Raw genomic sequence first — 26,645 nt, forward strand, 5'->3', positions numbered from 1 at the left:
AACCTGTACTTCAGCCGGCCCGCACTGGAGGGCAAGCTGCCGCTGGAAGAGACCGTGCACATGGTGACCGTGGGCCGGGAGCGCTACCGAGCGTCGGTCAAGGCGATCCTGCTCGACGGCAAGGCCGGGCGCAGCTACCCGATGATCGTCAACGCCCGCGCCGCCCGCACCGAGACGGTGCTGGGCCGGCGGGGCACCGAGTGGAGCGCCCAGGCCGGCGGGGGCGGTGGCGTGCTGGTGCCGCTCGGCGGTTCGACCCGCCTGCGGATCGGCGGCATGACGGCCCGCGGCGGGTTCGGGCGGTCCCAGGAGGAGCAGTTCACCGGGGCCAACACCGCCTACTACCGCACCGAGACCGAAGGCGAGGTCGACGAGCACGTCTACCGCACGGTCTACGAGCTGTCACTGAGCCCGGAGCACCCGGACCGGCGGCACCGGGTCGAGCGCTGGTGGATCGAACGGCCGTACCTCACCACCACGATCGCCGTGCCCCGGCAGAGCGTGCCCGCCGAGCCGCGCGACCCGGTCCGGGCCGCCGAGGTGGGCCGGACGACGTACCTGCGTACCTGGCCTACCACCACGCGGCAGGAGGTCGACTTCACGCGGGGCGGCACCGACGCCGTGTTCCCCGCCTTCCTCGCCATGCCGCAGCTGACGCACCTGGTGGCCTCCGGTTACGCCCGCCTCGCCGGACTGCCCGACGGGTGGCTGGCCGACTCCGCCAACTGGCCCCAGGAACTGTCGCAGCTGACCGACTCCGCGGCGCTCGCCGCCCGCCTCGGTGCGCTGACCGGCCCGGACGGGTACCGCGCCGTGCTGCCCAAGCGCAACGGCTGGCGCTACGAGGTACGGCTGAAGGTGCGCGCGTTCTCGGCCAGGGACCTGGGCAGGACCGCGGGCGACACGGAGATCGAGCACTACGCTCAGTCGACCGACCGGTACGCCCGCGCGCAGAAGACGGAATGGCAGGCGGGCCTGAACGCCAACGTGGGACCGCAGATCGGCGTCGGCGCCCTGGCGGGCGGCAGCTCGCACGACGAGGGCGCGTCGGTTCTGGCCCGGCAGGACGGCGGAGCGGAGCTTCCCGCCCACGGAGGCCACCGGCAGGGCGGAACGGGACTGCGGGCCGTCGCGCTGGCCCAGGCCGGGGTGCGCTGGGCGTGGGGACGCGGCAAGGAACGGCTGCGGGGCTCGGTGGAGATCAGCCGTGCCACGTACCGGGAGCAGACGCACGTCATCGAGGCGTCCCCGGTCTTCATGGTGACCGTGACGCGCTCCAAGGGCAGCAAGCGGGAGGAGTCCGTCCGCTATCTGCGCGTCGAGCACGGGCTGGAGATGCTGGTGCCCGAGCGCCGCGTCCCGGACCTGCTGCCGCCGCGCACCGCGGCACCGGCTCCCGTCTCCGGCACCGCCTCCGCCGGGACGGCCGGGGACGGCGCACGGACCGTGCCGGACGACGGGCCGCAGGCCGGGCCTTCGCGGATCGCACAGCCGGAGACCGGCCCTGCTCCGACCGCACCGATGGAATCCGCACCGTCCCTGTCCGGCGTGCTGGCCCGTACCCACCTGCTCGGCCGCCCCCTGCCCGGCGCCGCGCACGTGGAGCGGCTGCGCGCCGACGACGTGCTGACGACGATCGTGGCGCGGCTGGACGCCCGCGGCGTGCTGGGCAGGAGCGGTTCGGCGCGCGAGCACCTGCTGTCGGCGCTGGGCTCCGCGTTCTCCACCGACTCGCTCCGCAACCAGTACACGGCCCTGACCGGTACCGGTGTCGCCCGCTGGCTGCCGGTCAGCGGCCCCTTCGGCAGCACCCGGTACGTGTGGGTCATGGTGACCGCCGACCTGGAGGCGCCGCACGCCCACCGGCCGCGCCCGAAGGTCAAGCTCACCCTGCGCTCCGAAGGGGTCACCGAGGAGAAGACCGGCAGCGAGCGTTCCTTCCACGCCGGCGCCGGCGTCAGCGCCCGCACCCGCATCGGCGACCACGACGCCCACGGGGGCACCGAGATCGAGGCGACGTACGGGATGAGCCGGGGGCGGTCGCACGAGACCGCCCGTCAGGTCGTCGACATCGCGCGGGCCAACACCCGGGAGGGCTCCGAGGAGTTCGAGCACCGGCTGACCTTCCGCATCCGGATGGGCGCGACCACCGAGCCGCCCGCCGCGCTCTCCGTGCCGGCGCAGGCCGTGCGGGACGCGGCGCTGCGCGTGGGGGCGCTGGCGCGCGGGCGGGACGCGGCCCGCCGGACCGATCCGGTGCGGGTGTGGACCTGGCAGGACGACGGCCTCGGCGACCGGCCGCCGGTCACCGGCGACGTACGGCTGCTCGTCCCGTCGCACCTGACGCTCCCCGCCGAACAGCCGGTGCCGCCGGTCGTCGCACCGGTGCGGCCGGAGGGGACGCCTTCGTGGACGTCTCCGGTCGCGGACCGGTCCACGGCCCTGCCCGACGCCCTGACCGACTACATCCACCCGTGGGACGTGCCGGCCGCGCACGCCACCCAGCGGTGGGCCAAGGTCGCGGCGCACACTCCGGTGCGGGCGCCCGACCTGACCCGCGAGGGCGCGTGGGAGGTGCCCGGCCTGGAGCCCCTCACCGCGGCCGGCTTCACCTACGACCACCACACCTCGACCACGATGCTCCGGGCCAACGTCCCCGAGCTGCTGAAACACCGCTACCAGGTGCCGGTCGGCGACCGCACCGTCACGGTCGGCTTCGAGCTGACCGCGGCCGAGGTGGTCGGCCCGGTCGAGGGCGTCGAGTTCAAGGCCCGCCGGTACCAGCAGGACCACACCAGCCCCAAGAGCGAACAGAGCAGCTCCCGCGGCGGCGTGCTCTCCGTCGGCCCCGAGGCGGGCGGCATGGCGGACGGGCACCGCGTCTTCGACCGGGTGGCCTTCGACGTGTACGGCGTGCACACCGGCCAGAAGGAGGGCTTCGAGGCGGGCGGCACCCATGAGGTGAACCGGGAGGCCACCCGCAGGTACCGGCACTACCGGTTCCACGTGAGGGTGGTCGCCCAGCTGGAGAAGGGCGCCCGCCGGGCGCTGACCATCGACGTGCCCGGCGGTCTGTACGCGATGCTCCCGCTGGACCGCGACGGCCACCTGGACGGCGGGCTGGAGCAGGCCCTGCCCCACCTCTTCCCGGCCCCCCGGCCCACCGGCGTCCCCCGCGGCCTGTCGCTCGGCGAGCCGCTCGACGTGCAGCCCGCGGCCCGGACGATCGGCATCCCGCGCGCCGGACTGCCCCACGTCCCCGAGGTCGTACGGACCCTGCGGACCCTCGTCGGGCGGACGGGACGGAGCGTCCCGGACGCCGTCTGGGACCAGCTGCCGCAGCGCCTGCTCAGCAACTACCGCTACCTGGTGCCGGGCGAGGGCGGCTTCGCCGACGCGGGCCTGCTCGTCCCGCTGGGCGGCGCCGAGGCGCTGATCACGCTCGACCCGCGGGACCCGCGGGCGGTGCGCGAACCGGCCGGGGCGTACGACGGCTCCGCACGGCTGGCGACCATCCCCGAGGAACCGGAGCCCGCGGAAACCGGCGCGACCGCGACCGGCGTGCCGTCCGGTCCGCTCGGCCTGGTGCCCGCCCGCGACACCGCTGCCGAGCCGTTCCACGCCAACCAGGCGATCAACGCCTCGTACCTGACCGGCGCGCATGTGGAGGGCCACTCGGGCCCGACCGGCGCCGCCCGCGCCGGGATCTCGGTGTCGTACGGCATCGGCCTCGGCCCCGGCGTGCTGGAGGTCGCGCGGGTCGGCGCGGGCGTCTCCGGTACGGCCAACGCCTCCGGCAGGTCCACGAGCCGGGTGGGAGACGCCGAGGGCGGCCATGTGGAGCTGGCCAACGTCGACTCCGCGATGGTCGCCTACCGGCCGCACTGGACGGTGCGCGTCCGCACCGAGGCCCGCCGCCGCTGGGAGGACGTGCCCCCGGTGGAGGTCACGGCCGAGGACGACAGCAGGCTGCTGCTCTACGTGCCGGAGCACTATCTCCAGCGGGCGCCCGAGCAGGTCGTCGCGACGGGAACCGGCGGTCTGGAGCACCGCCTGCCCGCGGTGTACTACGCGTCCGGGCTCACCGGTCTGCCCGCCCTGTTCGACCGGATCGTCGCCGCCGCGCACCAGCAGGGCCTTGAGCTGCCGGTCGGCAGCGTGCCGCGCGACGAGCTGCTCCAGAAGCTGTGGAACCTCGACTCCCACCTGGACGCGGCCGTCGGCGACCCGCACGGCTATGTCTTCGCCCTGCACGACCGGCACGGCAGGCCGGTCGCGACCGTCCGGGTGCACACCGTGCGGCAGTCGCGCGGCACCCGGGTCGGGGCCACCAGCGACCAGGCCCCGATCGAGAACGTCAGGACGGCGATCGACGGCACCAGCGGCGGTCACACGATCGGCAACTCCACCACGGTCAGCCTGCCGTGGGCCGAACTCGACCTGGCCCCGGTGCCGTTCCAGCGGCCCGACGTCGGCCTGGGCGTCAGCGCCGGGCTGGCGATGACGTGGTCCAACTCCGACGGCATCAGCGCCGGCCGTACCGGCCTGTGGGTCGTGGTGCCGCGCTTCACCGGGCACACGGCCGCGTACCGGCTGGAGTTCACCCACAGCGCCGTGGTGGCGGTGCGCGGCGCGGAAGGGGTCAGGACGCCGGACGTGTCCGGCCAGGGCCTGGTGCGGATGCCGGAACCCGAGGCGTTCCGGTACGGCTTCCCCGTGGACCACGAGGCGCTGCCGGCGGACGGCCCGGCCGCACCGGCCGCGACGCACGGTGAGGCGACCGCGCCCGTCGAGGCGACGGCAGCCGTCCCGGCGCCGGCGCGGACGGTGCCGTACGAGCCCAACCGGATCCGGGGCGCCGTCCGGCGCCCGGACGAGCACGTGGACGTCCCGCCGCACGTCGCCGAGGGCCGCGGCATCGGCATGGGCATCGTCGAGTTCGACGAGGGCACCGTGCGGGAGCTGCGGGAGGCCCTGTACCGGGAGCTCGTCCGGCTCGGCTTCCTGCCCGCCGACGAGGCGTCGCCGCTGGGCGCCGACCGCTGGTGGACGCACGCCGACGGGCTGGACAGCCTGCTGGAGAACCTGGAGAAGCTGAACAAGTGGGTCTCCTTGCGCGGACTGGAGTCGCACTTCGATCAGCTGCACCAGTCCGGCCTGGTCATCACCCTGTACCGGCGCCGTGGCACCCTCGGCACCGACTTCGACCTGGACGCCGTGAAGATCACCCTCCGCGCGTCCGCGTCGCCGGACACCGCGCCGGAGTACCTCGGCGCCACCGACGAGATGGCCGTGGTCAACCTCGCGATGGGCATGGACACCGCCGGCCAGTCCACCGGCGGCAGCACGTCGGTCGGGCTCAGCTTCCGGGTCAAGGCCATGACCAGCCAGCCCAGGGGAGCGGTCACCGGATTCGACGTACGGCGCTCGGTGGGCGCCGCCGACGGCGTCTCCTTCCTCAACAACCGCCCCGAACTGCTGGAGTACCCCGGCACCGTCCACAAGCACGCGCTGTACGTCGACCTCACCGCCACCCTGGAACTCCAGCACAGCGGCCTGCGGGGCCGGCTCCGGCCGGGCGCGCGCGACCCGCGGCCGATCACGCTCTCCCGGCAGCGGACCATCGCCTACCTGCCGCCGCTCGGCGGTCTCGACCACCCCGGCACGACCTCGGTGCCCCGCACGCCCGCCGCGGTGCTCGACCGGGCGGTGATCTACCACGTCGACGCCACCGGCCTGCACGACGCGGCCACGACGGTGCTGGGCGAACTGACCGGCCCGCAGGGCCATGCCGACCAGGAGATCACCTCCTTCACCAGCACCATCCAGGTGCGGGCGCACCTGAAGGAGATCCTGAACGGGCGCTACACCACCGACCAGTTCTTCGACACCGGTTTCCGCGACACCTTCGGCGCGGTCGACGTGCGTGGGCGCATGGGCCGCTCCCAGTTCGCCGGGGCCACCCCGGACAAGTTCGTCCTGGGCGTGATCCGGCTGTGGATGACCCAGACCAACGGCACCGACACGTCCTCCGCCGGCGTGGCCTGGACGCAGGCCGGCGTCACCGTCGGCGGCGCGGTGGGCGACGCGTCCGTCCAGGGCGAGGCCGGCGCCTCCCGGAACTGGCAGTGGAACTCCTCCTCCAGCCAGGGCCGCACCGGCGCCAAGGAGCTGATCCAGCTCGACTTCAACCGGGCGTACGCGTACCGCACCGAGGTGGACTTCGAGGTCCGCAGCCGCCTGGAGAAGACCTCGAAGCTGCTGCCGGACACGTACCGGTCGGACCGGCAGCAGGTCACCGGCCGCACCGCCCTGTACCTGCTGTCCGAGCCGGACGCGCTGGAGCAGTACGCCAAGGACGTCCTGCCGGTCTCCGACCAGCAGCTCGTCGACGTCATGAACCGCTGGCACGACGGAGAAGTCAGGCTCAGCGGCAACACGGTCGCCGGCCTGCTGCTGCGCTGGGTGGTGGACGCCCCCGAGGCTCCCGAAGGGCTGGCGGCGAGCCGCGAGAACCTGGCCGCCCTGCTGGCCCGGCTGCACGGGAGCGGCGCCCTGCCGGTGCTGGACGCCCGGACCCGGTCCGCGTTCGCCCGCCGCTTCGGGCACCAACTGACGGAATCCACGCACCGTTTCCCCGACGTCGGGTTCCCGGAGTACCTGACCCGCCAGGACCGCGGCGGCCGGCTCCTCGGCCACAGCGGGGTGCACGCGTTCGGCTACGACGACGGCCGCTCGACCTACGACATCGTGCGCGAGCAGGTGGACCGGGTCGCGCCCGGACTGCTGGCCTCCCGGCCGGAACTGTGGACGGGCGCCGGGCGCCGGGTCGGCCGGCTCCAGGGAGCGGTGAACATGCTCCAGTCGCTGCTGGCGGAGGGCCGCGACGCGGCGATGCTGGAGGATCTGCTCTCGTCCCACGGCCACACGTTCTACCTGGTCAACCCCATCGGCTGGCTGCTGTCCGATGTCGTCGCGATCAACCTGACCACCACCCTCGAATCCGGGCCGGAGGTGCTCGACTTCCGGCCCGCGACCGGTCTGGAGAACTACGGGCACGGCTACACCAGCACCGCGGTCAGCACCTCCCGGGACACATCCCAGGCCGTCACCGCCGGCCGGCTCGGCGCCGGTGAGACGCACACGTCCCACAGCGCCGGGATCGGCGTCGGCCAGGGCGCCCACCGGGGCGTCACCCGGGCCGAGACGGGCACCACGGAAGAGACCGCGTACGCGTGGAAGGACGGCACCCGCGTCGTCCGCTTCCGCCAGCTGCTCACCGTCAAGGTCCAGCGCCTCGACATGGCGGGCCGGCCGCTGAACAACTGGCTGACCGGGCTCTACCGCAGCCTGTCCACCGCGCGCTCCACCACCGGCACCACCAGCGTCTCCGGCGTCCTCGACCTCCAAGTGCCGCGCGGACTGTCCGAGTTCCACCCGCTCAACGGACCGAAGGCCGACCGCGACCTGCGGCCGCTGCCTCCGCTGCCCGGCGACGCGTACCTCACCGGCGTCCTCCTGGACGACGCGCTCCCGGCCGCCCTGAAGCTGATGACCATGGTCTTCGGCCCCGACGCGGACGGCGCGCGGGTACGCACCAGCCTCAGCGTCCGGCAGATGATGAGCCGCGGCCACCTGCTCCTGGCGACGGCCGGCGGACGCCACCTGCTCACCGACACCCTCTTCGTGCCGGGCCACTCCGCACGGCGGGCCAGGCTGTACCTGGAGGGCGACCTGTTCGACCTGGAGGTCCTGGGCCCGGTCCACGGCACCGGCACCGGCCGCTACACCAAGCACCAGAGCGGTACGACGGTCAGCGCGAGCAACGACCGCTGGCGCCCCTCCGCGAGCGCGGGCACCTCCGCGTCGGGCGTCCTGGCCCCGCACGGCCCGGCCCGGACCGCGGACGGCCACGCCTATCCGCCGTACACCGGGTCGGGCGGCGCGTCGGCGTCCTGGAACACCGGCAGCAACCTGGCCGGCGCGGGCACCGAGAACTACCGGCGCGAGCAGCACATCAAGCAGCAGGGCCCGGTCCACCTGGTGCGGCTGCGCGGGCGCTACCGGCTGGTGGCCCAGCGGTACACGCGGAACCTGCTGGGTCCGTCGACCACCGAGGGCGACACCCTGCACAGCGACCCGTTCACCGGGGACGTGTACGCGGAGCTGTTCCAGGCCGAGGTCGAGGAACTGCTGGCCCGCCTGAAGGCGGCCCCCGCCCCGTCGGCCCTGGACACCGCCCGCTGGGCGGCCCTGGACAGCGCCCACGCCGTCGACCTCGGCGCGCTGATGGAGCAGGCCGCGGACGAGCCGGGCATGTCCGCGGCCCGGCTGCACCAGACGGTGGCCCGCCGCGTGCGGGACATGGCCGCCGGCCCGCTCGACGCGGTGGCGCTCCGCCTGGACCGCACGGCCCTGGACGCCCGCGCCCACCGCACCGCCCTGCGCTGGGCGGTGGACACCCTCCGCGCCGACCTGGCCGCCGCCCGCTCGGCGAACCCCGGGACCGAGATCCCGGCCCCCGAGAGCCTGACGCGGTACCAGCGCCTGCTCGACGCCGGCGACGCCGATGTCTCCGTCGATGCCGTGATCAGAGAAGTCAACCGGGTCCGCGACGTACTCACCACCCGCGAGGGATTCCTCCCCGGCCCGGCCCGGCTGCCGCTGCTGCTGACGTTCACCGCGCTGTCCACGGACCACCTGGCCCGAGACCTCGCCCACGAGCTGGACCTGCCGGTCCGCGTCGACGTCACCGCACCGGACGGCCGGACCGTCAGCCGCTGGGCCGAACCCTTCGGCCGCGTCCACCCGTTCGACCCCCGGACCCAGGAGGCGGACGGCACGCTGACCACCGAGCGCGCCGAGGCCGCCGGACTGCTCACCCCGGTGTCCCGCCGCGCGGTCGCGGAGCTGGAACTCGACCCGGCCGCACTGGGCGCGCTCCACCTGGCGTCCTGGCAGCCCGGCGGCACCCTCGACCCCGCGGTCCGCACCGAGGCCGAACGCCGCCTGGAGCCCCTCCACCCCGATCTGCCCGACCTGCTGTACCGGGCCTGGGACGCGGCGGAACGGCTGGACGCGGGCCACCCGGCCGGCGCGGCCGACGACGCCCGGCAGGCCCTGGACGCACTGCGCCGCCTGGCCCACGCTGCCCGCGACGCCGAGGACGGCACGGCCGCCCGGCTGAGCGAGATCCTGGCGCGCACCGAAGCACTCCTCACCCCGCACCTGCCGGCCGACGACCGGGCCCCGCAGGACGTGGCCAGCGAAACCGCGCCGGAGGGCGAACCGGCCGCGCCGCGCGCGCTCACCGCACAGGACCGCGAACGAATCGGCCTGGCCTTCCGCCTCCGTCCCGGGGCCGGGGCGGTGGCGGCCCTGGAGGACCTCCTGCTGGCCGCCGGCCCCGGCGCCCGGTCACTCGTGGTGCCGGAGCGCCACCTCGCCGGTTCCGGCGGCCAACTGTTGGCCGTCAACGACCGGGGCCTGATCACCTGGTCCGACCACGGCGACACCGCCCGCCCGCTCCCGGAGCCGCCACGGCTGACCGGCCTGGTGGCGTCGATCGACCTGGACGCGCGCGGCACCCTCCTCGACCCGCCGCAGGAAATCCAGGCCCTGGGCCCCGACGCCGCCCGCTTCCCCCGGCTCGCCCTCGGCGCCGACCTGCCCCACCTGCTGGGCTTCACCGAGGAGCCGTCGCGGGCCGTGCCGGCGGACGGCGCGGACACGGCGGCCCGCGGTGACGCCGCCGTACCGGCCGCGTCCGCGCCCGCACTCACCGACGTCCACCGGGCGCGTACGACGTTCGAGCGAGCCGTCGGCGCCTACCACCACGCGAGCCCGGAGGCGCTGGCCGCCGCCCGCGCGGCCGTGGTCCGGCTGTGGGACCTCCTGCGCGCGGCCTACCCGGAGCACGGCGAGGAGGCCGTGGCCGCCTCTTTCTTCACCACGGACCCGACCAGCTCGGGCCAGGTCGGTCCGGCGGACGCCGGCGCGTCCAGCCGAGAGCGGCTCGACGGACTGCTGGCCGACGGCAACGTGCGGGAACTGATGACCGCGTTCCTCAATGCGGTGGGCCGCAAGGCGCTGTTCGAGAACGACGACACCGTCCCGAGCCTGACGGGCGTGTTGAAGTCCGTACTGGCCCCGCCCACCGCCGCGGACTCCGGACCGCTGTCCGGGGCGGGCATGGCCGAGGCCGCCCGGCTCGGCCTGGACGCGGCGGCGCTGGAGGCGTACGCGACCTTCCTGCACGGCGGTCCGAGGGAGGAGCTGGAGCGGCGCACGGCCGAGGACCCGGCGACGGCATCGCAGGCGCACCTCTTCTCCGTGGCGGACCCGTTCGCGCTCGGCAGCCTGGCCGCCTACCGGACCGACGGCGACTCGCTGAAGGACCCGATGGAGGTGGTGCACAGCCAGGCCGCACGTGTCGTCCGGACCCAGGAGCAGCGCGCGACCGGCGAGCGCAAGAGGACACCCAGCGACTACACCTATCTGGGCGCCCCGCTGAGCGACCGGGAGCGCACGTTCCTGGCGCGGTACGAACGCCCCCTGTCGCTGGTCGGGTTCGACACCGAGGAGATCCCGCTCGGCTCCCTGGAGTTCGACGCACTCTCCGGGGAGCCCGTGCTCGACGGCATACTGGCCCGTCCCGACGTGCTGACGGTGGAGGTGCGGCGCCGGTCCGTCCCCGCCGTCCAGGTGGGGGAGGAGCACGACGTGCCGCGGGCAGCCGGGGCCACCGGCCCGGTCGAGCGCGTCGTCGCCGTGGTGCGCACCCCGGTGACCGCCGCGCACCCGCGGAAGGGCGACCTGACCCGGGACGGCGAGCAGGGCCCCGAGCTGCCGCTGAGCTGGGTCGAGGGGACCTCCTACTTCGACCTGGACGAGGAGTCGTCCTGGTACCGCGAGTGGCACGGCGAGCACGGGATGCCGCTGGTCGCCGGTGTCTCGGGCAGCGCGCTGCGCCTGCTGCGGGCCCACCAGTGGCTGAACGTGGCAGACGCCACCGGCGCCGGCTTCCGTCGCGCGCTGCTCGGCTGGATGCTGCCCGGCCAGGACCACTCGCTGTTCGAGGTCATGCGGGGCGCCTACCTGGCCGACGCCACCACCCCGGAGGAGGAGCGGGCACTGAACGGTGACGTCCACCGTCTCTACGCCCTGCCCGGCCTCGTACCGCTGCACCTGGACCCGCCCGGCGTCGTGCGCCCGGCACCGGAGAACCCGGACGTGGCTCCGGCGGTGGACTACTCCGTCATCCACCCGACGGATGTCACCTATGTGGTCGAGAGCGGTCCTCACGAGATCCTGTGGCGTTTCTCGGACTCCGAACCCGAACGCGTGTTCACTCACGGGTTCGCTGCGGAAGACCCCCAGCGCATCCTCACCCTGGAGGAATGGACTTTCCTGAACCCGCCCGCCCCGTTCGTGTCGACAACGCGCAACCACAACCTGTGGTTCCGGGACAAGCGGTACCGGTACGAGATATTCGCGGCGGCCAACCACGACCCGACCGGAGTCGACATCACTGCCAGCCTGGAGCGGCAGGGGGTGACGCCCGACTACGAGGAGGAGGAAGAGGTCGCCTTCACCCACGGCGTCAGCGCGGAGGCGATCACCATCGTCTACGACGGCAGGTTGGACCGCAGCGGAACGTGGGACCCCGTGACGCAGCGGGTCGACTGGAGCCCCGGCATGCTGAGCGACGCGGTACCGCCCGTCACGCTCAGGGTCGCCAACGCGGACCCGGACGACTCCTCGGACGACGAAGCCGCCGGAACGGCCGGGCAGGCCAACGCGGACGGCGCTCCGGCGGTGGACTACTCCATGGTCCACCCCGACGACCGTGACCACGTGGTCGAGAGCGACCGCGACGAAATCCTGTGGCGCTTCTCCGACAGGCGGCCCGAGGAGGTCTTCACCGAGGGGTTCGAGGCGGACGCCACCTGGGCCCCGGTGTCGCTGCCGCAGTGGACCGCGATGAACCCGGCCGCCCCCTACGTGTCCACCACCCGCAACTCCATCCTGTGGTTCGACGGGAAGCGTTACCGGTACGAGATCGTGCCGGCGGACAATCCCGACCCGACCGGCGTGGACGTCCTCGCCACCCTGGCGAGGCGGGGCCTGACCGCCAGCCATCCCGATGAGCAGGAGGTCGCGTTCACGGGGAGCATCAGTCCGGACGCCGTGGCCCTGGTCTACGACGGCGTTCTCAACCGGTCCGGCCTGTGGGACGGCAGGCAGGTCGTCTGGCAGCCGGGGGAGTACACCCAGGCCGCCGAGGTGCTGCCCGAGGGAACGACCGGCACGGACGCGAACCCGGCGGTGGACTACTCCCTGGTGCACCCGGCCGACCGGAACGACATCGTGGAGAGCCGGCCCGGCGAGACGGTGTGGCGCTTCTCGGACAAACGGCCGGAGACGGTGTTCCTCACCGGTTTCCGGGCCGACGACCCCGAGGCCCTGGTACGACTGAGGCACTGGGTGGAGGACAACCCGACGGCCTCCTACGTGTCCACGACCCGCGACCGCACCATCCGGTACATGGGCAGGCGGTTCCGCTACGAGATCGCGGCGGCGCTCGGCGCAGACCCGACCGGAGTGGACGTCAACGCCACGCTGCTGAAGACGGAGGGCATCCCGGAGTACCGCGAGGCGGAACAGGAGGTCGCGTTCACCGGCAGCATCGGTCCGCGCGCGGTCGTCAGGGTCTACGACTACAGCTACCGCCAGACCGGGACATGGGACGCCGGGGCCGGGCAGATCGTCTGGACGTCCGGGGACGCTGCCGCGGCGGGTACCGGCCTGCGGTCCGCCGACGTCGGTCCAGGGCTGCCGGCGAACGGAACGAGGACGGTGACGACCCGTGCCGCTGCCGGGACCGGCCCGGTGTCGTTCGGACCGGTCGTGGGCCGGGGAGAGGTCGGTAGCGAGCGGTGGCTGCCCTTCCGGTCCCGGCTGGGGCAGGACGGGCAGGAGGCGGCGGGAGCGTTCCGGTTCACGACCGGCCGACCGGGTGAACGGCCCGAGGTGAGCAGGCCCGCGGGGTCGGGCGAGCGCACCGAGGTCGGGTACGACTGGATCCGGTACGGCGCCGGCCCGGCCGGCGACGAGGTGCTGCTGCTGACGCGGCGACTGCACCTGGTTCCGGCCGACGGGGTGACGGATCAGGAGCTGGCCGGTCTGCGACGGGCCCTGACGCGGACCCTGGAGCAGTTGGTCAATGCCCCGGCGTACCGTTTGCCCGATCTCCAGCCGGACCGAGTGGCCGGACCGGTGCGCCCGGGGCCCCGGCTGCGGGCCGAGGTGAAGTTCACCGCTACGCCCGGGGCCGCGCATGCCGTCGTCACCGTCCGGCGGGGAGTGCCGGGGCATCGGGCCATGGTGCAGGGGGTGTGGTTCACCGGGGTGCATCCCGCGGCCTACGTACACGAGGTCGTCCACGGTCTCGGCGTCCTCGACGACACAGCCGATCCGAGGGTGCTGCTCACGCCGGGCGGACGCGCGGCGCAGAACGTGCCCGAGGGCCGGACGAGTCTGATGGGGACCATCAAGGGAGGCGCCGCCGCGTCCCCGCTCGTCCTCACGCCGGACCACCTGCGGCAGATCGCCGAGGTGTTCGCGCCCTACGCGCACCGGGGAGACGGCCCGTCCCACGCTCCCGAGATCCGCTGGCACTTCTCGGACCACCCGCCCCAGGAGGTGTTCCGCGCCGGGCTGCGGTCCGACGCCACGACCGGGGACCCGCTGCGGGAGGGGGTCGGCCGCTACCGCTACCGCCTCGACGCGACGCGGATCGAGGACGCGCGGGGCGTCTCCCTCGAGCGGGCCGCGGTCACCGGAGGGATCCCGGCCGCGGCGGTGCTGGGCGTGTACGACAGGACGCTCGACCGCACCGGCGCCTGGCACGAGGAGCGGCGGACGGTCGACTGGGAACCCGGCGGACATGTCGTCGACGACCGGGGCCTGCCGGTGGCTTCGCACCCGTCCGTCGGCCCGGCGCAGGCACGAGACACCGACGCCGCACCTGCGGTGGACTACGCGATGGTGCATCCCGACGACCGCGACACCGTCGTGGAGAGCCTGCCCGGTGAGACGGTGTGGCGTTTCTCGGCCAAGCCGCCGGAAGTGGTCTTCGCCGAAGGGTTCCGCGCCGACGACCCCACGGTCCAGGTGCCTCTGGAGGAATGGGCGAACTACAACCCGAAGGGGCCGTACGTCTCCACCACCCGCGATCGCAAGGCGAGGTATCGGGGGAGGCAGTACCGCTACGAGATCGCGGCGTCCGCCGATCCCGACCCGACGGGAGTGGACATCAACGCCACGCTCGCCGCGACAGGGCGCATACCCGACTTCCCGCACGAGAAGGAGGTGGCGTACACCGGCGCCATCAGCGCCGAGGCGATCGTCGCGGTCTACGACTACATCAGCCGGATGACGGGCACCTGGGACTCCGCGAAGCAGCAGGTCGTCTGGACGCTGGGGGACAGGGCCGTGGCGGGCGACGGCCGAGGGGCCACCGACACGGCGCCGGGGCTGCCGCACGGCTGGGCGGACCCCGTCGTTGCAGGGACGAGCGGGACAGATGGGCCGGCGGCAGCCGGCGCGACGCTGGGGGACGAGTTCGCCGTCCTGTCCTCCGATGGGCGCGACGGCCAGGGACTGCCGCAGACGCGAGACGCCGGGCCGGCCGTGGCCGAGCGGCCGACCCAGGTGCCGTGGCAGCGCAGCGTTCCGGTGCCGGACGCGGTGCCGATCGTGGCGGACGCGGGCACCGGCGGCGCCCTGGGGCTGGACTTCAGGCCCGCCGACGCCCGCCCCCTGGACACGGCCGAGCGGACGGTCCCGGTGCCGGACGCGGTGCCGATCGTCTCCCGCCGGAACACCCGCGCGGACCTCGGCCTGGACTTCCGTCCCGGCGGAGTGCGCCGCCTGGACGAGACGGCGCCGCCCGAGGTGTGGACGACCTACGTCCCCGGACCCACCGGCCCGGGGGAGGCCGGGGCCCACCGGCCGGAGCGACCGCCGTGGTACTCGGTCTCCGTGTCGGCGCCGGCGCCGTACCTCGTGGTGGCCGACACCGCCTACGGAGCCGTTCTGGTGCGTACGGCGGAGGGAGGCGACGCGATGCGTCCGGCGGAGTTCGCGGACCATCTGGCGTCGCTCCCGCAGGTGCGGGCGCTGCCCGCCGACGTGCCGGTCGTGCTGCTGATGTCGCGCGGCGGCGCGGGCGGCCTGGAGCTGCCGCGTCTGGTGGCGGCCCGCACGGGCCGTGCCGTGTGGGCGCACAGCGGGGAACTGGAACTGCGCCCCGCGCCGGACGGCACCGCCACGCGGATCACCGTGGTGGGCGAGGGGGAGTCGTCCGGGCGGTGGCTGCGCAGCCTGCCCGACGATCTCGGCGCCGTCTCGGCCGAGGAGCGCGCGCGTGTGGTGCCGCCGCGGGCCGCGCGGCTGACCTCACTGGACGGCCGGCCGCTCGCCGGCGCGGACATCGTCCACCACACGATCCAGGACGAGCAGCACAGGCCACTCGGCCGGGCCTCCCTGGCGCCCGGGCAGTGGGCCCTGACCAAGTACGGGGAGCGGGCCCGCCGGCTCGGGACCAGAACGGCCTCCCGGGTGTGGGACACCGTCGACGGCGAGCACGTGACGCGGCCCGACTCGCGCCGGCCGCTGCCGTGGACACAACAGGCGCAGGGCGTGACCCCGTACTTCTTCATGGCCCATGGACTGCCGGACCGTGTGCTCCTGCACACCGGGTCCGGGGACATCCAGGTGGACGGGACGAACCTCGGCAGGTTCCTGAAGCGCCGGCCCAGTCTGAGCCGGCTGCCGTCCCCCGTCCCGATCGTGCTGGCCGCCTGCTGGACCGGCGGCGAAACGGCGCAGCCCGGGCGGAACGTGGCCCAACTGCTGGCGGACGAGACCGGCCGTGTCGTCTACGCGCCCACGGCCCCCGTCGAGACCGGATTGCAGCTCGCCCCCGTGAGTCCCGATGACCGTGGCGAGTGGCTGGTCTTCCACCCCAGGCCGGACACCGCCGCGCCCGCGCCGGTACCTCCCCGGCGCCCGGAACAGCCCGCGCGCCCGGAACAGCCCGCGCACCAGCGTCCCCGGACCGGCACCAGGCATCGCTCCCGGAGCCGTCACCGGGGCCACGACGACGACCGACACCGAGGAGAGCGATGACGACGAACGCTGATGCCGCCCGGACGGGGGCCGGCGCGGTGGCGCGGGATGCCGCCCCGGACGCCGACGGCCTGCGCGACGCCCCCGAGATACCGCCCGAGCTGCGCGCCGCCGCACGGCGGGCGCCCGATCACTGGCTGGGCATGGTGGACCCGGCGTGGTCCGGTGACGGGCCGCCGCCGACCTGGGCGGTGCGGGGCCAGTGGCGTTCGGACGCGGCGGGCGAGATCGTCGAATGGCGGGAGAACGAGGAGTACCGGCCTTCTCCCTCGGCCCGCGGCTGGCCGCCGCCGACCGACGAGGTCGACGAGGCCATCCAGCTCGCGGTCACCGGTTACGGGCCGGCCGAGGAGGTGACGCGACGCCTGGCGGAGGCCGAGGTGGCGGTACCGGTCGATCCCGACGGACGGCCGCTGCTGGCCTCCACTCCGGACGGCGTCCCCGTCATCCCCGTCCACACCTCCGCCGCGCAACTCGACGCTCTCGGGCGGTTGGCCTACGACGCCGTGCCGGTCACCCTGCTGCTGGACCTCCTGGAGCCGGACCAGCGCCTGCTCGTCAACCCGAGCGGCGCGGCCAGTCTGCTGCTGGAGACCGACGCGCTCAGACGGGCTGTGGCGGGGGAGCGGCCCGCGGACTGATCCCGGGCGGGACGGGCGCGGGCTCGACGCGTCCGTCCGGCAGCACAGTCGCGGACGCCGAGTCCACCGTTCGACACCCGCCGGTAACCATCCGTCCCCTTCGGGTAAGCCCGCTGTCCCCTCGGACATCCCACGGCGCCGGACCGGGCGGCCGGGGGCCCTCCGCCCCCAGACTGCTCCGAGCGGTACGGCCAGGGGCCCTTCCCGGTGCGCGCGGCGCGCCGTCGGCGGCTCGCCCCGGTACCGAAGCCCTGGCGTCGGCCGCATGTCATGGACCGGCCAAGCGGGTGGTCCCGTGCCGCCCGCCGGTTCCCTCCCGCGCGGTCCCCGGCTCCCGCACAGTGCGGACACTCCGAAGGTGAGCAACCAGCATGAACGAACGCACGGCCGCGACGGATCTTCCGCGATCCGCTGCCGCGGCGACGCCCGGCGGCACCACCCACGTCGACGCGGGTGACGCCGGCTACCACAAGGACCTGAAGTCACGGCACGTCAACATGATCGCCGTGGGCGGCGCCATCGGAACGGGCCTCTTCCTCGGCGCCGGTGGCCGCATGCACAGTGCGGGCCCGTCCCTCGCCATCGCCTACGCCCTGTGCGGCGTCTTCGCCTTCCTCGTCGTGCGGGCGCTGGGCGAACTCGTGCTCCACCGGCCCTCCTCCGGCGCGTTCGTGTCGTACTCGCGCGAGTTCATGGGGGAGAAGGGCGCGTACACGGCCGGCTGGCTCTACTTCATCAACTGGTCGACCACGGCCATCGCCGACATCACGGCGGTCGCCACCTACGCCCACTTCTGGGCCGCCTTCTCCGACATCCCCCAGTGGGTGCTCGCCCTGGTCGCCCTGGCCGTCGTACTGACGGCCAACCTGATCTCCGTGAAGTACTTCGGCGAGATGGAGTTCTGGTTCGCCGTCGTCAAGGTCTCGGCGCTCGTCGTCTTCCTGGTCGTCGGCGTCTTCCTGGTGGTCACCGGGCACCCTGTCGACGGCCACACTTCGGGACTCGCCACCGTCGGCGACAACGGCGGTCTCTTCCCCCACGGCTGGATGCCCATGCTGCTGCTGATCCAGGGGGTCGTCTTCGCCTACGCGGGCGTCGAGCTGTGTGGCATCGCCGCCGGCGAGACCGAGCACCCCGAGAAAATCATCCCGAAGGCCGTCAACTCCATCATGTGGCGGGTCGCCCTCTTCTACGTGGGCTCCGTCGTCCTGCTCTCGCTGCTGCTGCCGTCCTCGGTCTACGCCGCCGGCGAGAGCCCCTTCGTCACGGTCTTCACCAAGCTCGGCGTCCCGGGCGCGGCCGACGTCATGAACCTCGTCGTCCTCACGGCCGCCCTCTCCAGCCTCAACTCCGGCCTGTACTCGACCGGCCGCATCCTGCGCTCAATGTCCCTGTCCGGCTCCGCACCCCGGTTCACGGGCGTGATGAGCAAGAGCGGAGTGCCCTACGGCGGCATCCTGCTGACGGCCGGCTTCGGGGTCCTCGGTGTCGTCCTCAACTACGTGATGCCGGGGACCGCGTTCGAACTCGTCATCAACTTCGCCTCGTTCGGGGTCATCGGCACCTGGGGCATGATCATGATCTGTTCGCTGCTGTTCTGGAAGCGCGCGCAGGACGGCACGGCCGTCCGGCCCGCCTACCGGCTGCCCTGGGCCCCGTACACCCAGGTGGTCACCCTGGTCTTCCTCGCCTCCATCGTGCTGCTGATGTGGCAGGACGGCGGTGTCTCCCGCACCACCGTCGAGTGCCTCCCCCTGCTCGTCGGCGCCCTGGTCGGCGGCTGGTTCGTGGTGCGCAGGACCGGCCCCGCAAGGGTGGCGGCCGACACGGCGGCCGAGGGCGCGCGGCCTTAAGGGCCGGCTCGCCGTCCGAAGGGGCAAAAGGCCGATCGGTGAAACCGGTGACCCCGCCGAGGGCGGCTAATTTCCTGATGGCGCACATCGTTGCCGTCGACCGCGGACGAGCTCTTCCCAGACCCGCGTTCTCCCCGAATTCCCTGACCATCCGCTTCGCAGTGAGCGGAGAGAAACGGAGATACGTCGTGCAGTTCACGTCCAAGGCCCGCAAGGCCGCCCTCACCCTCGGTGCGGTGTCCTGCCTCACGGCCGGGACCGTCGCGGCCACCGCCGGTCCGGCCGCCGCCGCCACCGCCCACACCTTCAAGGTGTGCGCGCAGGGCAACTACAGCGCCTACGGCGAACTCCCCCAGCAGGGCGGCTTCTCCACCGTGCTCATCACCCCCGGCAAGTGCGCGACGCTCCCCCTCGCCGCGGGCACCACCTACGCGAAGGTGCGGGGCGTCTACAACACCAACCCCAGCAAGAGCTTCTACGTAGGCACCGCCCACTTCACCGCGTCCAAGGGCTACACGGGCGCCGCGAAGGGCACGGCCACGAGCCCCTACCTCGTGAACCTCGGCTGACCCGACCGTCCGCCGCCCCCGGCGGACGCGCACGAGTGCCCGGTACGCCCCTCCCCCGTCCGGGCACTCATGCGTCCCCCGACCCCCCTTAGAGGAATCCCGATGACCACAGCCGGCCCCGTCGACCTCGCCGCGCTGGGCGAGGAGTTCGTCCGCGACCCCTTCCCGGTGTACGCGGCGCTGCGCGCACGCGGCCCGGTGCACCGGGTGCGGGTGCCCGAGGGTCACGAGGCGTGGCTCGTCGTCGGGTACGAAGCCGCGCGGGCCGCGCTCGCCGATCCCCGGCTCGCCAAGTCGTGGGAACGGGCCTCGCCGACGCTGTCCCTGGTGCGGCCGGCCGCCGGACCCAACATGCTCAACTCGGACCCGCCGGACCACGGGCGGCTGCGCAAACTGGTCGCCCGCGAGTTCACCCCGCGCCGCGTCGGGCAGCTCGCCCCGCGCGTCGAGGAGATCACCGAGACCCTGCTCGACGCGATGCTGGCGCGCCCGGACGGACGCGCCGACCTCGTCGAGGCCCTGTCGGTCCCGCTGTCCATGGCGGTGATCTGCGAACTCCTCGGTGTGCCGACACTGGACCGCGCCGCGTTCCGGACCTGGAGCACGGACCTGTTCTCACACCCCGATCCGGTGGCGCGGAGCACGGCCGGCCGGCAGCTGAGCGATTATCTGGCCCGGCTGCTGGACGACAAGCGCCGTGCCCCTGACGGCGGTCTGATGAGTGCTCTGATCCGCGCCGTCGATGACGACGGCGACCGGCTCGGCCCCGAGGAACTGATCGGCACCGCCTGGCTGCTGCTCGTGGCGGGCTATGAGACCACGGCCAACCTGATATCGAGCGGCGTCCTGGCGCTGCTCACCCATCCCGCTCAACTCGCCTCGCTCCGCGCCGACATGACGCTGATCGACGGGGCCGTGGAGGAGATGCTGCGGTACGACGGTCCGGTGGAGGCGGCGACGTACCGGTTCACCACCGAATCCGTCGACATCGGCGGCACGGTGATCCCCGGCGGCGGCGAGCTGGTCCTGGTCGTGGTGGCCGACGCCGACCGCGACCCGGAGCGCTTCCCCGACCCCGACCGCTTCGACATCCGCCGGCCCGCGCAGGGTCACCTCGCCTTCGGCCACGGCATCCACTACTGCCTCGGCGCCCCGCTCGCACGGGCGGAGGCACGCATCGCAGTCCGGGCACTGCTGCGGCGCTGCCCCGGCCTCGCCCTCGACACCCGCCCGGAGGCTGTGAGATGGCGGCTGGGCATGCTCGTCCACGGCCCCCGGCAACTGCCGGTGCGATGGGCGTGACCCGATACCCGGCAACGGCCGTAGGTGCACAGCCGCTGCCTCTTCGGACACCGGGCCCGCGAACATCATGTCCGGTGACCCGCCGGACATAGAGTGCTCCCGACCGGCTCCCTCCAGCGCTTCTGACGCGCTCTCGTGGGATGGAGCCGCCCCTGTCCCTGTGATCCGCCGCAGTCCCCGCCGGACCGAATCCTCTCCGGCCCGGGGACTCCTCCCCGCGGTGCCGGACCGGCCCATGCCTGAAGTGCACGACCGGTCCATCGATCAGCGAGAACCCAAGACGAGGCACAAGCGGTGAACATGCTCAACCAGTGGCCGGCCCGGCTCGCTCCCGCCGGGCTGGCCCTCGCTCTGCTGACGGGGTGCACCACCTTCGGCGAAGACCCCCACGTGGTGGTCGGCATGTCCGACGACGTCCTGGCCACGGACCCGGCCTCCGGCTACGACCCGGGCTCCTGGCTCCTGTTCGACAACGTCTTCCAGTCGCTGCTCAGCTTTCCCAGCGGAGGCACGGAGCCCGAGCCGGACGCCGCCGAGGCGTGTTACTTCACCGACGGACGGGCCCGGGTCTACAAGTGCGTCCTCAAGGACGGTCTGCGGTTCAGCAACGGTGACCCGCTGACCGCGCAGGACGTGAAGTTCTCCTTCGACCGCACCTTGCGGATCAAGGACCCGGCCGGTCCGGCGGTCATGTTCAGCACACTCGACACCATCGAGACCCCGGGCGACAGGACCGTCGTCTTCAGGCTGAAAGTCCCCGACGCCACCTTCCCCAGCAAGATCGCGTCCGGCGCCGGCTCCATCGTGGACCACCGGCAGTACGACAGCGGGAAGCTGCGCACGGACGGCGTGGCCATCGGCTCCGGACCCTACACACTGGACCGCTTCGGCAAGGGCGACGCGGTCTTCTCCGTCAACGGGCGGTACAAGGGGAACGCCGAGGTGAAGAACACCGGCATCACCCTGAGGTTCTTCCACGGCGATCAGGGCGCCCTGAAACAGGACCTGCTCGACGGCAAGGTGGACGTCGCCTACCGCGGCCTGACCGCCCAGGACATCTCCGACATCGGCCTGCGGACCCGCCGCAAGGACATCGAGGTCGTCGAGGGCAGCAGCGCCGAGGTCCAGCACCTGGTCTTCGACATGCGCGACCCGGTGGCCGGAAAGCTGGCCGTACGCAGGGCCATCGCCCACGTCCTCGACCGCGACGCGCTCGTCAGGGAGGTCTACCGGGACACGGCGATCCCGCTGTACTCGATCGTCCCGGCCGGTATCGGCGGCCACACCACGGCCTTCTTCGACCTGTACGGTGGCCGTCCTTCCAGGGCCGAGGCCGCCGCCGTCCTGCGCGCCGACGGCATCACCGGCAAGGTGAAGCTGACCCTCTGGTCCACCCCGACCCGCTACGGCCCGGCGACGGACCAGGAACTGGCGGCGATCGCCGCGCAGCTCAACGCCAGCGGGCTGTTCGACGCCGACGTCAGATCCGTGCCCTTCGACCGGTACGAGCGGGACATCGCCGCGGGCAGGTACGGCGTCTACGTCAAGGGCTGGGTGCCGGACTACCCGGACGCCGACAACTTCACGGCCCCCTTCTTCGGCAGGGGGAACGTGCTGGGCAACCACTACGAGAACGGCACCGTCACCCGCAAACTGATCCCGCGCACCGCCGCCCTCAGCGAACGCACGGACGCCGACGGGACGTTCGGCCGGATCCAGGACATCGTGGCGGGCCAGGTGCCCGTCCTGCCGGTGTGGCAGGCCAAGCAGTACGCGGTCGTCCGCGACGGCGTCCACGGCGTCGACTACTGCCTTGACGCGTCCACGGTGTTCCGGTTCTGGGAGATCAGCAAGGACTGAGCCGCGCGAGCACCCCGCCGTACGACGCGGCGACAGCCCACGACGGACCCCGAGCGGGAGCACGGCGGGGCCGCGGGCCGGGCGCATCCTGCGCGAAAGTGCACGGTCTGTGCCCGCACGGAGTGAAGCGCCAGGTCACGCCGGGCGACAGCGACGACCGCGGTGGACCGTCGGACCGGCACGTTCCTAGAGTTGACCGCCGGTTCCCCGGGTGCGCCGGACGGTCGCACCCCGCCCCACGGCAGGGAGACCGCCCTCGCAGGGAGAAGCAAGCGCATGAGCGTCAACCAGACAGGAGCGGAAGCCGACCCGCAGCCGACGGCGTCCACTCGTGCGGGCACGGCGAGGGCCGGGGGCCGGCACGGCGCCCCCCGCCCGGAAGCGGCCCGTACATCCCCCTGGCACGGCCGGCGGCAGCAGACCCCGGGGACACCCCGCCCCTCCGCACCGCGCGGTGGCGGGCTCACGGCGCCTCCCGCTCCCGAAGCGCGCCGCGGGTCCCGGACACCGGCCGAGGGGGCGGCGGCCGGTGCCGGAGCGTCCCCTCGCCCGGCCGGCCACGGAGACGGGAGCGGCCCGGCTCTCACGGCCCACCGCGCGGGCCAGGCGTGGCTGATCTCCCCGGCCGGCACCGCGGATCCGCGCGCCCTGGCCTTCGCGGCCGGCCTCGCCCGGGACCCGGAGTGCACCGTCCTGGTGGCCGACCTGCCCGACGGGGCGGACGACGCAACGCTGGAGGAACTGGCGCAGGCCGTCCCCCCGGGGCGGAACGGCCTGCGGCTGGTGTTCGGCCGGCCCCGCCCCGGGGCCGCGGCCACGGCCCGGTGGCTCGCCGACCGGCTGGGCAGGACGGTGATCGCCGCGGACGGCTCCCCGCTGCCGGCCTCCGCCGGGGGCCTGTTCATCGGCGCGGACCGCGGAGCGGGATGGGTGCGCTGTGCACCCGGCGCCCCCGAGGCGCTGGACTCCAGGCGCTTCCCGAAACCGTCGTGGGAGTCCCTCCTGCCCGACCGGCCCTGGTCACTGGGCCGGGCCGTGGCGGAACCCCTGCCCGCCGGTGTCTGGCTGCGTCCGGCGGGGGAGGACGCGGCCCGGTACGACCACCGGACGCGGCTCTTGGGCCTGCGCGTGTCCGGCGAGCTGCTCACCGTGGTGGTCGGCGTCCCGGGGGCGGCGCCGTTGCCGCTGGCCGACGTCGTCCGTCTGTGGCAGAGCCTGCCGCCGCACGTGCGGCCGGCGGTGCGGTTCGCCTGTTACGGACCCACCCGTCTGAGCGGAGGACGGCACTTCGGGGACGTCCTCGCCCAGGTGGCCGGCGAACCCGTACACCTGTACAACGGCATGCCCGGCGCGGACGACGACGCCGGGGAGATGCTGCTGGTACGACAGGACGGCTCGCCCGGCCGTCCGCTGCTGGGGCAGGAGTTCGTGCACCTGCCGCCGGCCGCCGGGCCCCCGTCCCCTCCCTTCGCGGCGGCGCACCGTTGGCCGCTCGGCGGCCTGGAGGAGATCAGCCCCGGCACGCACCTCCTCGCGGAGGACGCGGTCGTCGAGGTGGTGCGCAGCGGCCTGTGGGTACGCCTGCGGCAGGACCCCGCGCACGCGGCCGAGGTCCGGTCCGCCGACCCGGAACCCGGCCGGGAACGGATCCTGTGCGACGCCGGCTCCGAGGAGGCGCTGCCCCGGCTCGAGCGGCTCGCGGCCGACCTGGTGCGGGACTTCCCGCCCGGACTGCGCGCAGCGGTACGCCTGGGGGTCTGCCGCCCCACCGTTCCGGCCGGCGGCCGGGCCCCGGCGAGGCCCGCCCCCCGCACCGGTGTCCGCCCCTCTTCCGCCGCGGACGGCGGCGGCCCCCGGCCGGTGCCCAGCGGCGGGCGGACCGGCCCGGCCCGGCAGCGCACCGCCCCGGACAGCGCGCACGAGGGCTCCCTCTCGGTCGCGGCCGAGATACTGCGCCGGCACCCCGAACTCACCGCGGACCGGCGGGACCCGGACGCCGTGGCCGCTCTCGCGGCCGTGCTCCGCAGGCTTGCGGCCACCGGGGGACCGGACGGCACCGGGGCGGAAGCGGTGGCCGGCCGGCCGGTGCCTGCCGACGCCGGACTGCTGCGCGCGGGACTGCGGATGCTTCCCGTGCACCGGGGGGCGACGGGCCTGCGGGCGACGCTCGACGAGCCGATGCGGCAGTGGTACGCCGGGCAGCCGCTGGTCGCCGACCCCGACGTGTGCGAGGCATCGGCCCTGGGCCCGCGCGACGAACCGGGCAACACCGACTTCCTCATCTGGTCCGTGGACGGCCGCCGCACGGACCTCCTCGACCCGCTGTGTCCGGACCGGGTGCTGTTCCTGCCCGGTTCCCGTTTCCGGGTGCTCGAGGCCGAACCCGCCGTCCCGGGCGTCGTCATGATGCGCGAGGTCGGACCCGGCCGGACACCGCGGGACCCGGGGCTGGACCGGGCGGCGGTAGGGGAACTGACCCGGGCCTGGCGGGAGTGGCGCGGCGACGGCGGAATCTGACGCCGCCGGCCGGCACGAGGGGGCCTGACGGGTTGTTCGGACAGATCCCCTGGCCTAAGGGGCACGGTGACGCCACCGCGCTGGCGGGCGGCGGCCACCGGCCAGAAGGATGACGCGCGGAGGCGGCTCCCTTCATCGGCCACCGGGGCGATCCCGGCCCCGGGGAGCGGCCCTCCCCGTTCCCAGCCGGGCGGACCGCCCCTCCGTGCGATACGCCGGGACGCACCACGTCACCGGCCGAGGGCGCGGCACGCCGGCTGCCGAAATCGCGATGGAACCGGCCACCGGCTCCTGGAAGGCGTGCCCATGTTCAACGCACTTCTCCGCCGATCACCCGGGCGCTGTACGGAGAAGCAGAAACGAGTCGCCCTCGGCGCCCTGATCGCCACGCTCATGACGGCGGTCGTGGCGGTCCCCGCGCTCGCGGGACAGGACGGGGATCCCTCCCCGCCCACGGCGTTCGCCCACCCGGGGGTGATGGAGAGCAGACCGCAACTGGACTTCGTACGCGAGAAGGTGCGGGCGGGAAGCCAGCCCTGGAAAGGCGCGTTCGACCAGATGATGGCGAGCCCCTACGCGTCCCTGTCCCGGAATCCGAACCCCCGGCAGACCGTGGAGTGCGGTCCGTCCTCCCGCCCCGACAACGGGTGCACCGACGAGCGGCAGGACGCGATCGCGGCGTACACCGACGCGCTCGCCTGGTACCTGACCCAGGACGACAAGTACGCCCAGAAGGCCATCCAGATCATGGACGCCTGGTCGTCGACGATCACCTCCCACACCAACAGCAACGCGCCGTTGCAGACCGGCTGGTCCGGGTCCGTGTGGCCGCGCGCGGCGGAGATCATCCGCTCCACGTACACCGCGTGGCCCCAGGCGGACCGCTTCGCCACGATGCTGCGCGACGTCTATCTGCCCGAGGTCGTCAACGGTGCGCAGAGCAACGGCAACTGGGAACTGAGCATGATGGAGGCCGCTGTCGGCATCTCCGTCTTCCTGGACGACCGCGCCGACTACGACCAGGCGGTGGCCCGCTATCTGAAGCGGGTCGCCGCCTACGTCTATCTGGACTCCGACGGCGCTCTGCCGAAGGCGACGGCGGGAGCCGCCGGCGACAGATCGGCGACGGTCGGTTTCTGGCAGGGACAGTCCACCTTCGTCCCCGGCCTCACCCAGGAGACCTGCCGCGACCTCGCGCACACGGGGTACGGCATCGCCGCGATCTCCCACGTCGCCGAGACCGCGTGGATACAGGGCCAGGACCTGTACGCGCAGGTCGGGGAGCGCCTGCGGCAGGCACTGGAATTCCAGTCGAAGTACGCGCTCGGTGCCGCCGTGCCGTCCTCCCTCTGCGGGGGCAGTCTGAAGGGGGACCTGGGGCCCGTCACGGAGGTGGGATACAACGCCCTGCACACCAGGCTGGGCCTGGACATGCCCGAGACCGGCAGGCTCACCGAGCGCAACCGCCCCGCCGGGACGAATGACCTCTTCGTCGCCTGGGAGACCCTCACCCACGCCGACAACCCGGCCGGCCCCGCGACCACGCGGCAGCCGTCCGCCTCCGCGTCCCCCGTCACGGGCGCGGTGACCGGTTCCGGCAAGGGGACCATGAGTTTCCCGTCGCGGTATGCGGCTCCGTATGTGGAGACGTGGGGGTCGCCCGCGGATCTGGAGAAGGCCCGTCAGGCGGGTCTGCGGTACGCGACGCT

At 73.8% G+C, this 26,645-nt stretch carries 7 protein-coding genes and 1 pseudogene (1 of these 8 cut by a window edge); all 8 read left to right on the plus strand.

Annotation, left to right across the window (positions count from 1 at the left end):
• A protein-coding gene (locus AB0F03_RS32500) for a hypothetical protein (protein WP_361998629.1) crosses the window boundary here: on the plus strand, positions 1-16,194 show its end. 40,212 nt of this gene lie to the left of the window's left edge; only the last 16,194 of its 56,406 coding nucleotides appear in the window; the start codon falls outside the window, past its left edge; the stop codon is at positions 16,192-16,194.
• Positions 16,191-16,835, plus strand: a complete 645-nt coding sequence (locus tag AB0F03_RS32505) for a type VII secretion system-associated protein (protein ID WP_361998632.1) — start codon at positions 16,191-16,193, stop codon at positions 16,833-16,835. The genes AB0F03_RS32500 and AB0F03_RS32505 overlap by 4 nt, the downstream gene beginning before the upstream one ends.
• Before the next feature lie 371 nt (positions 16,836-17,206).
• Positions 17,207-18,688, plus strand: a complete 1,482-nt coding sequence (locus tag AB0F03_RS32510) for an amino acid permease (RefSeq protein WP_361998635.1) — start codon at positions 17,207-17,209, stop codon at positions 18,686-18,688.
• 188 nt (positions 18,689-18,876) lie between these two features.
• Positions 18,877-19,257 carry a hypothetical protein gene (locus AB0F03_RS32515; protein WP_361998637.1) on the plus strand — a complete coding sequence of 127 codons (381 nt, stop codon included), beginning with the start codon at positions 18,877-18,879 and terminating at the stop codon, positions 19,255-19,257.
• 102 nt (positions 19,258-19,359) lie between these two features.
• Positions 19,360-20,559, plus strand: a complete 1,200-nt coding sequence (locus AB0F03_RS32520; RefSeq protein WP_361998639.1) for a cytochrome P450 — start codon at positions 19,360-19,362, stop codon at positions 20,557-20,559.
• 294 nt (positions 20,560-20,853) lie between these two features.
• Complete coding sequence (locus AB0F03_RS32525; protein ID WP_361998642.1) at positions 20,854-22,419, plus strand: ABC transporter substrate-binding protein; 1,566 nt, start codon at positions 20,854-20,856, stop codon at positions 22,417-22,419.
• Positions 22,420-22,695: 276 nt separating this feature from the next.
• On the plus strand, positions 22,696-24,936 hold the full coding sequence (locus AB0F03_RS32530) for a hypothetical protein (protein WP_361998645.1): 2,241 nt from the start codon (positions 22,696-22,698) through the stop codon (positions 24,934-24,936).
• Positions 24,937-25,329: 393 nt separating this feature from the next.
• Positions 25,330-26,466 (plus strand): annotated as a pseudogene (locus AB0F03_RS32535) (alginate lyase family protein); the annotation flags it as partial.
• Between the last annotated feature and the right edge of the window lie 179 nt (positions 26,467-26,645).

Origin of the sequence: Streptomyces sp. NPDC028722 (assembly GCF_040637655.1) — a bacterium.
GTDB lineage: Bacteria > Actinomycetota > Actinomycetes > Streptomycetales > Streptomycetaceae > Streptomyces.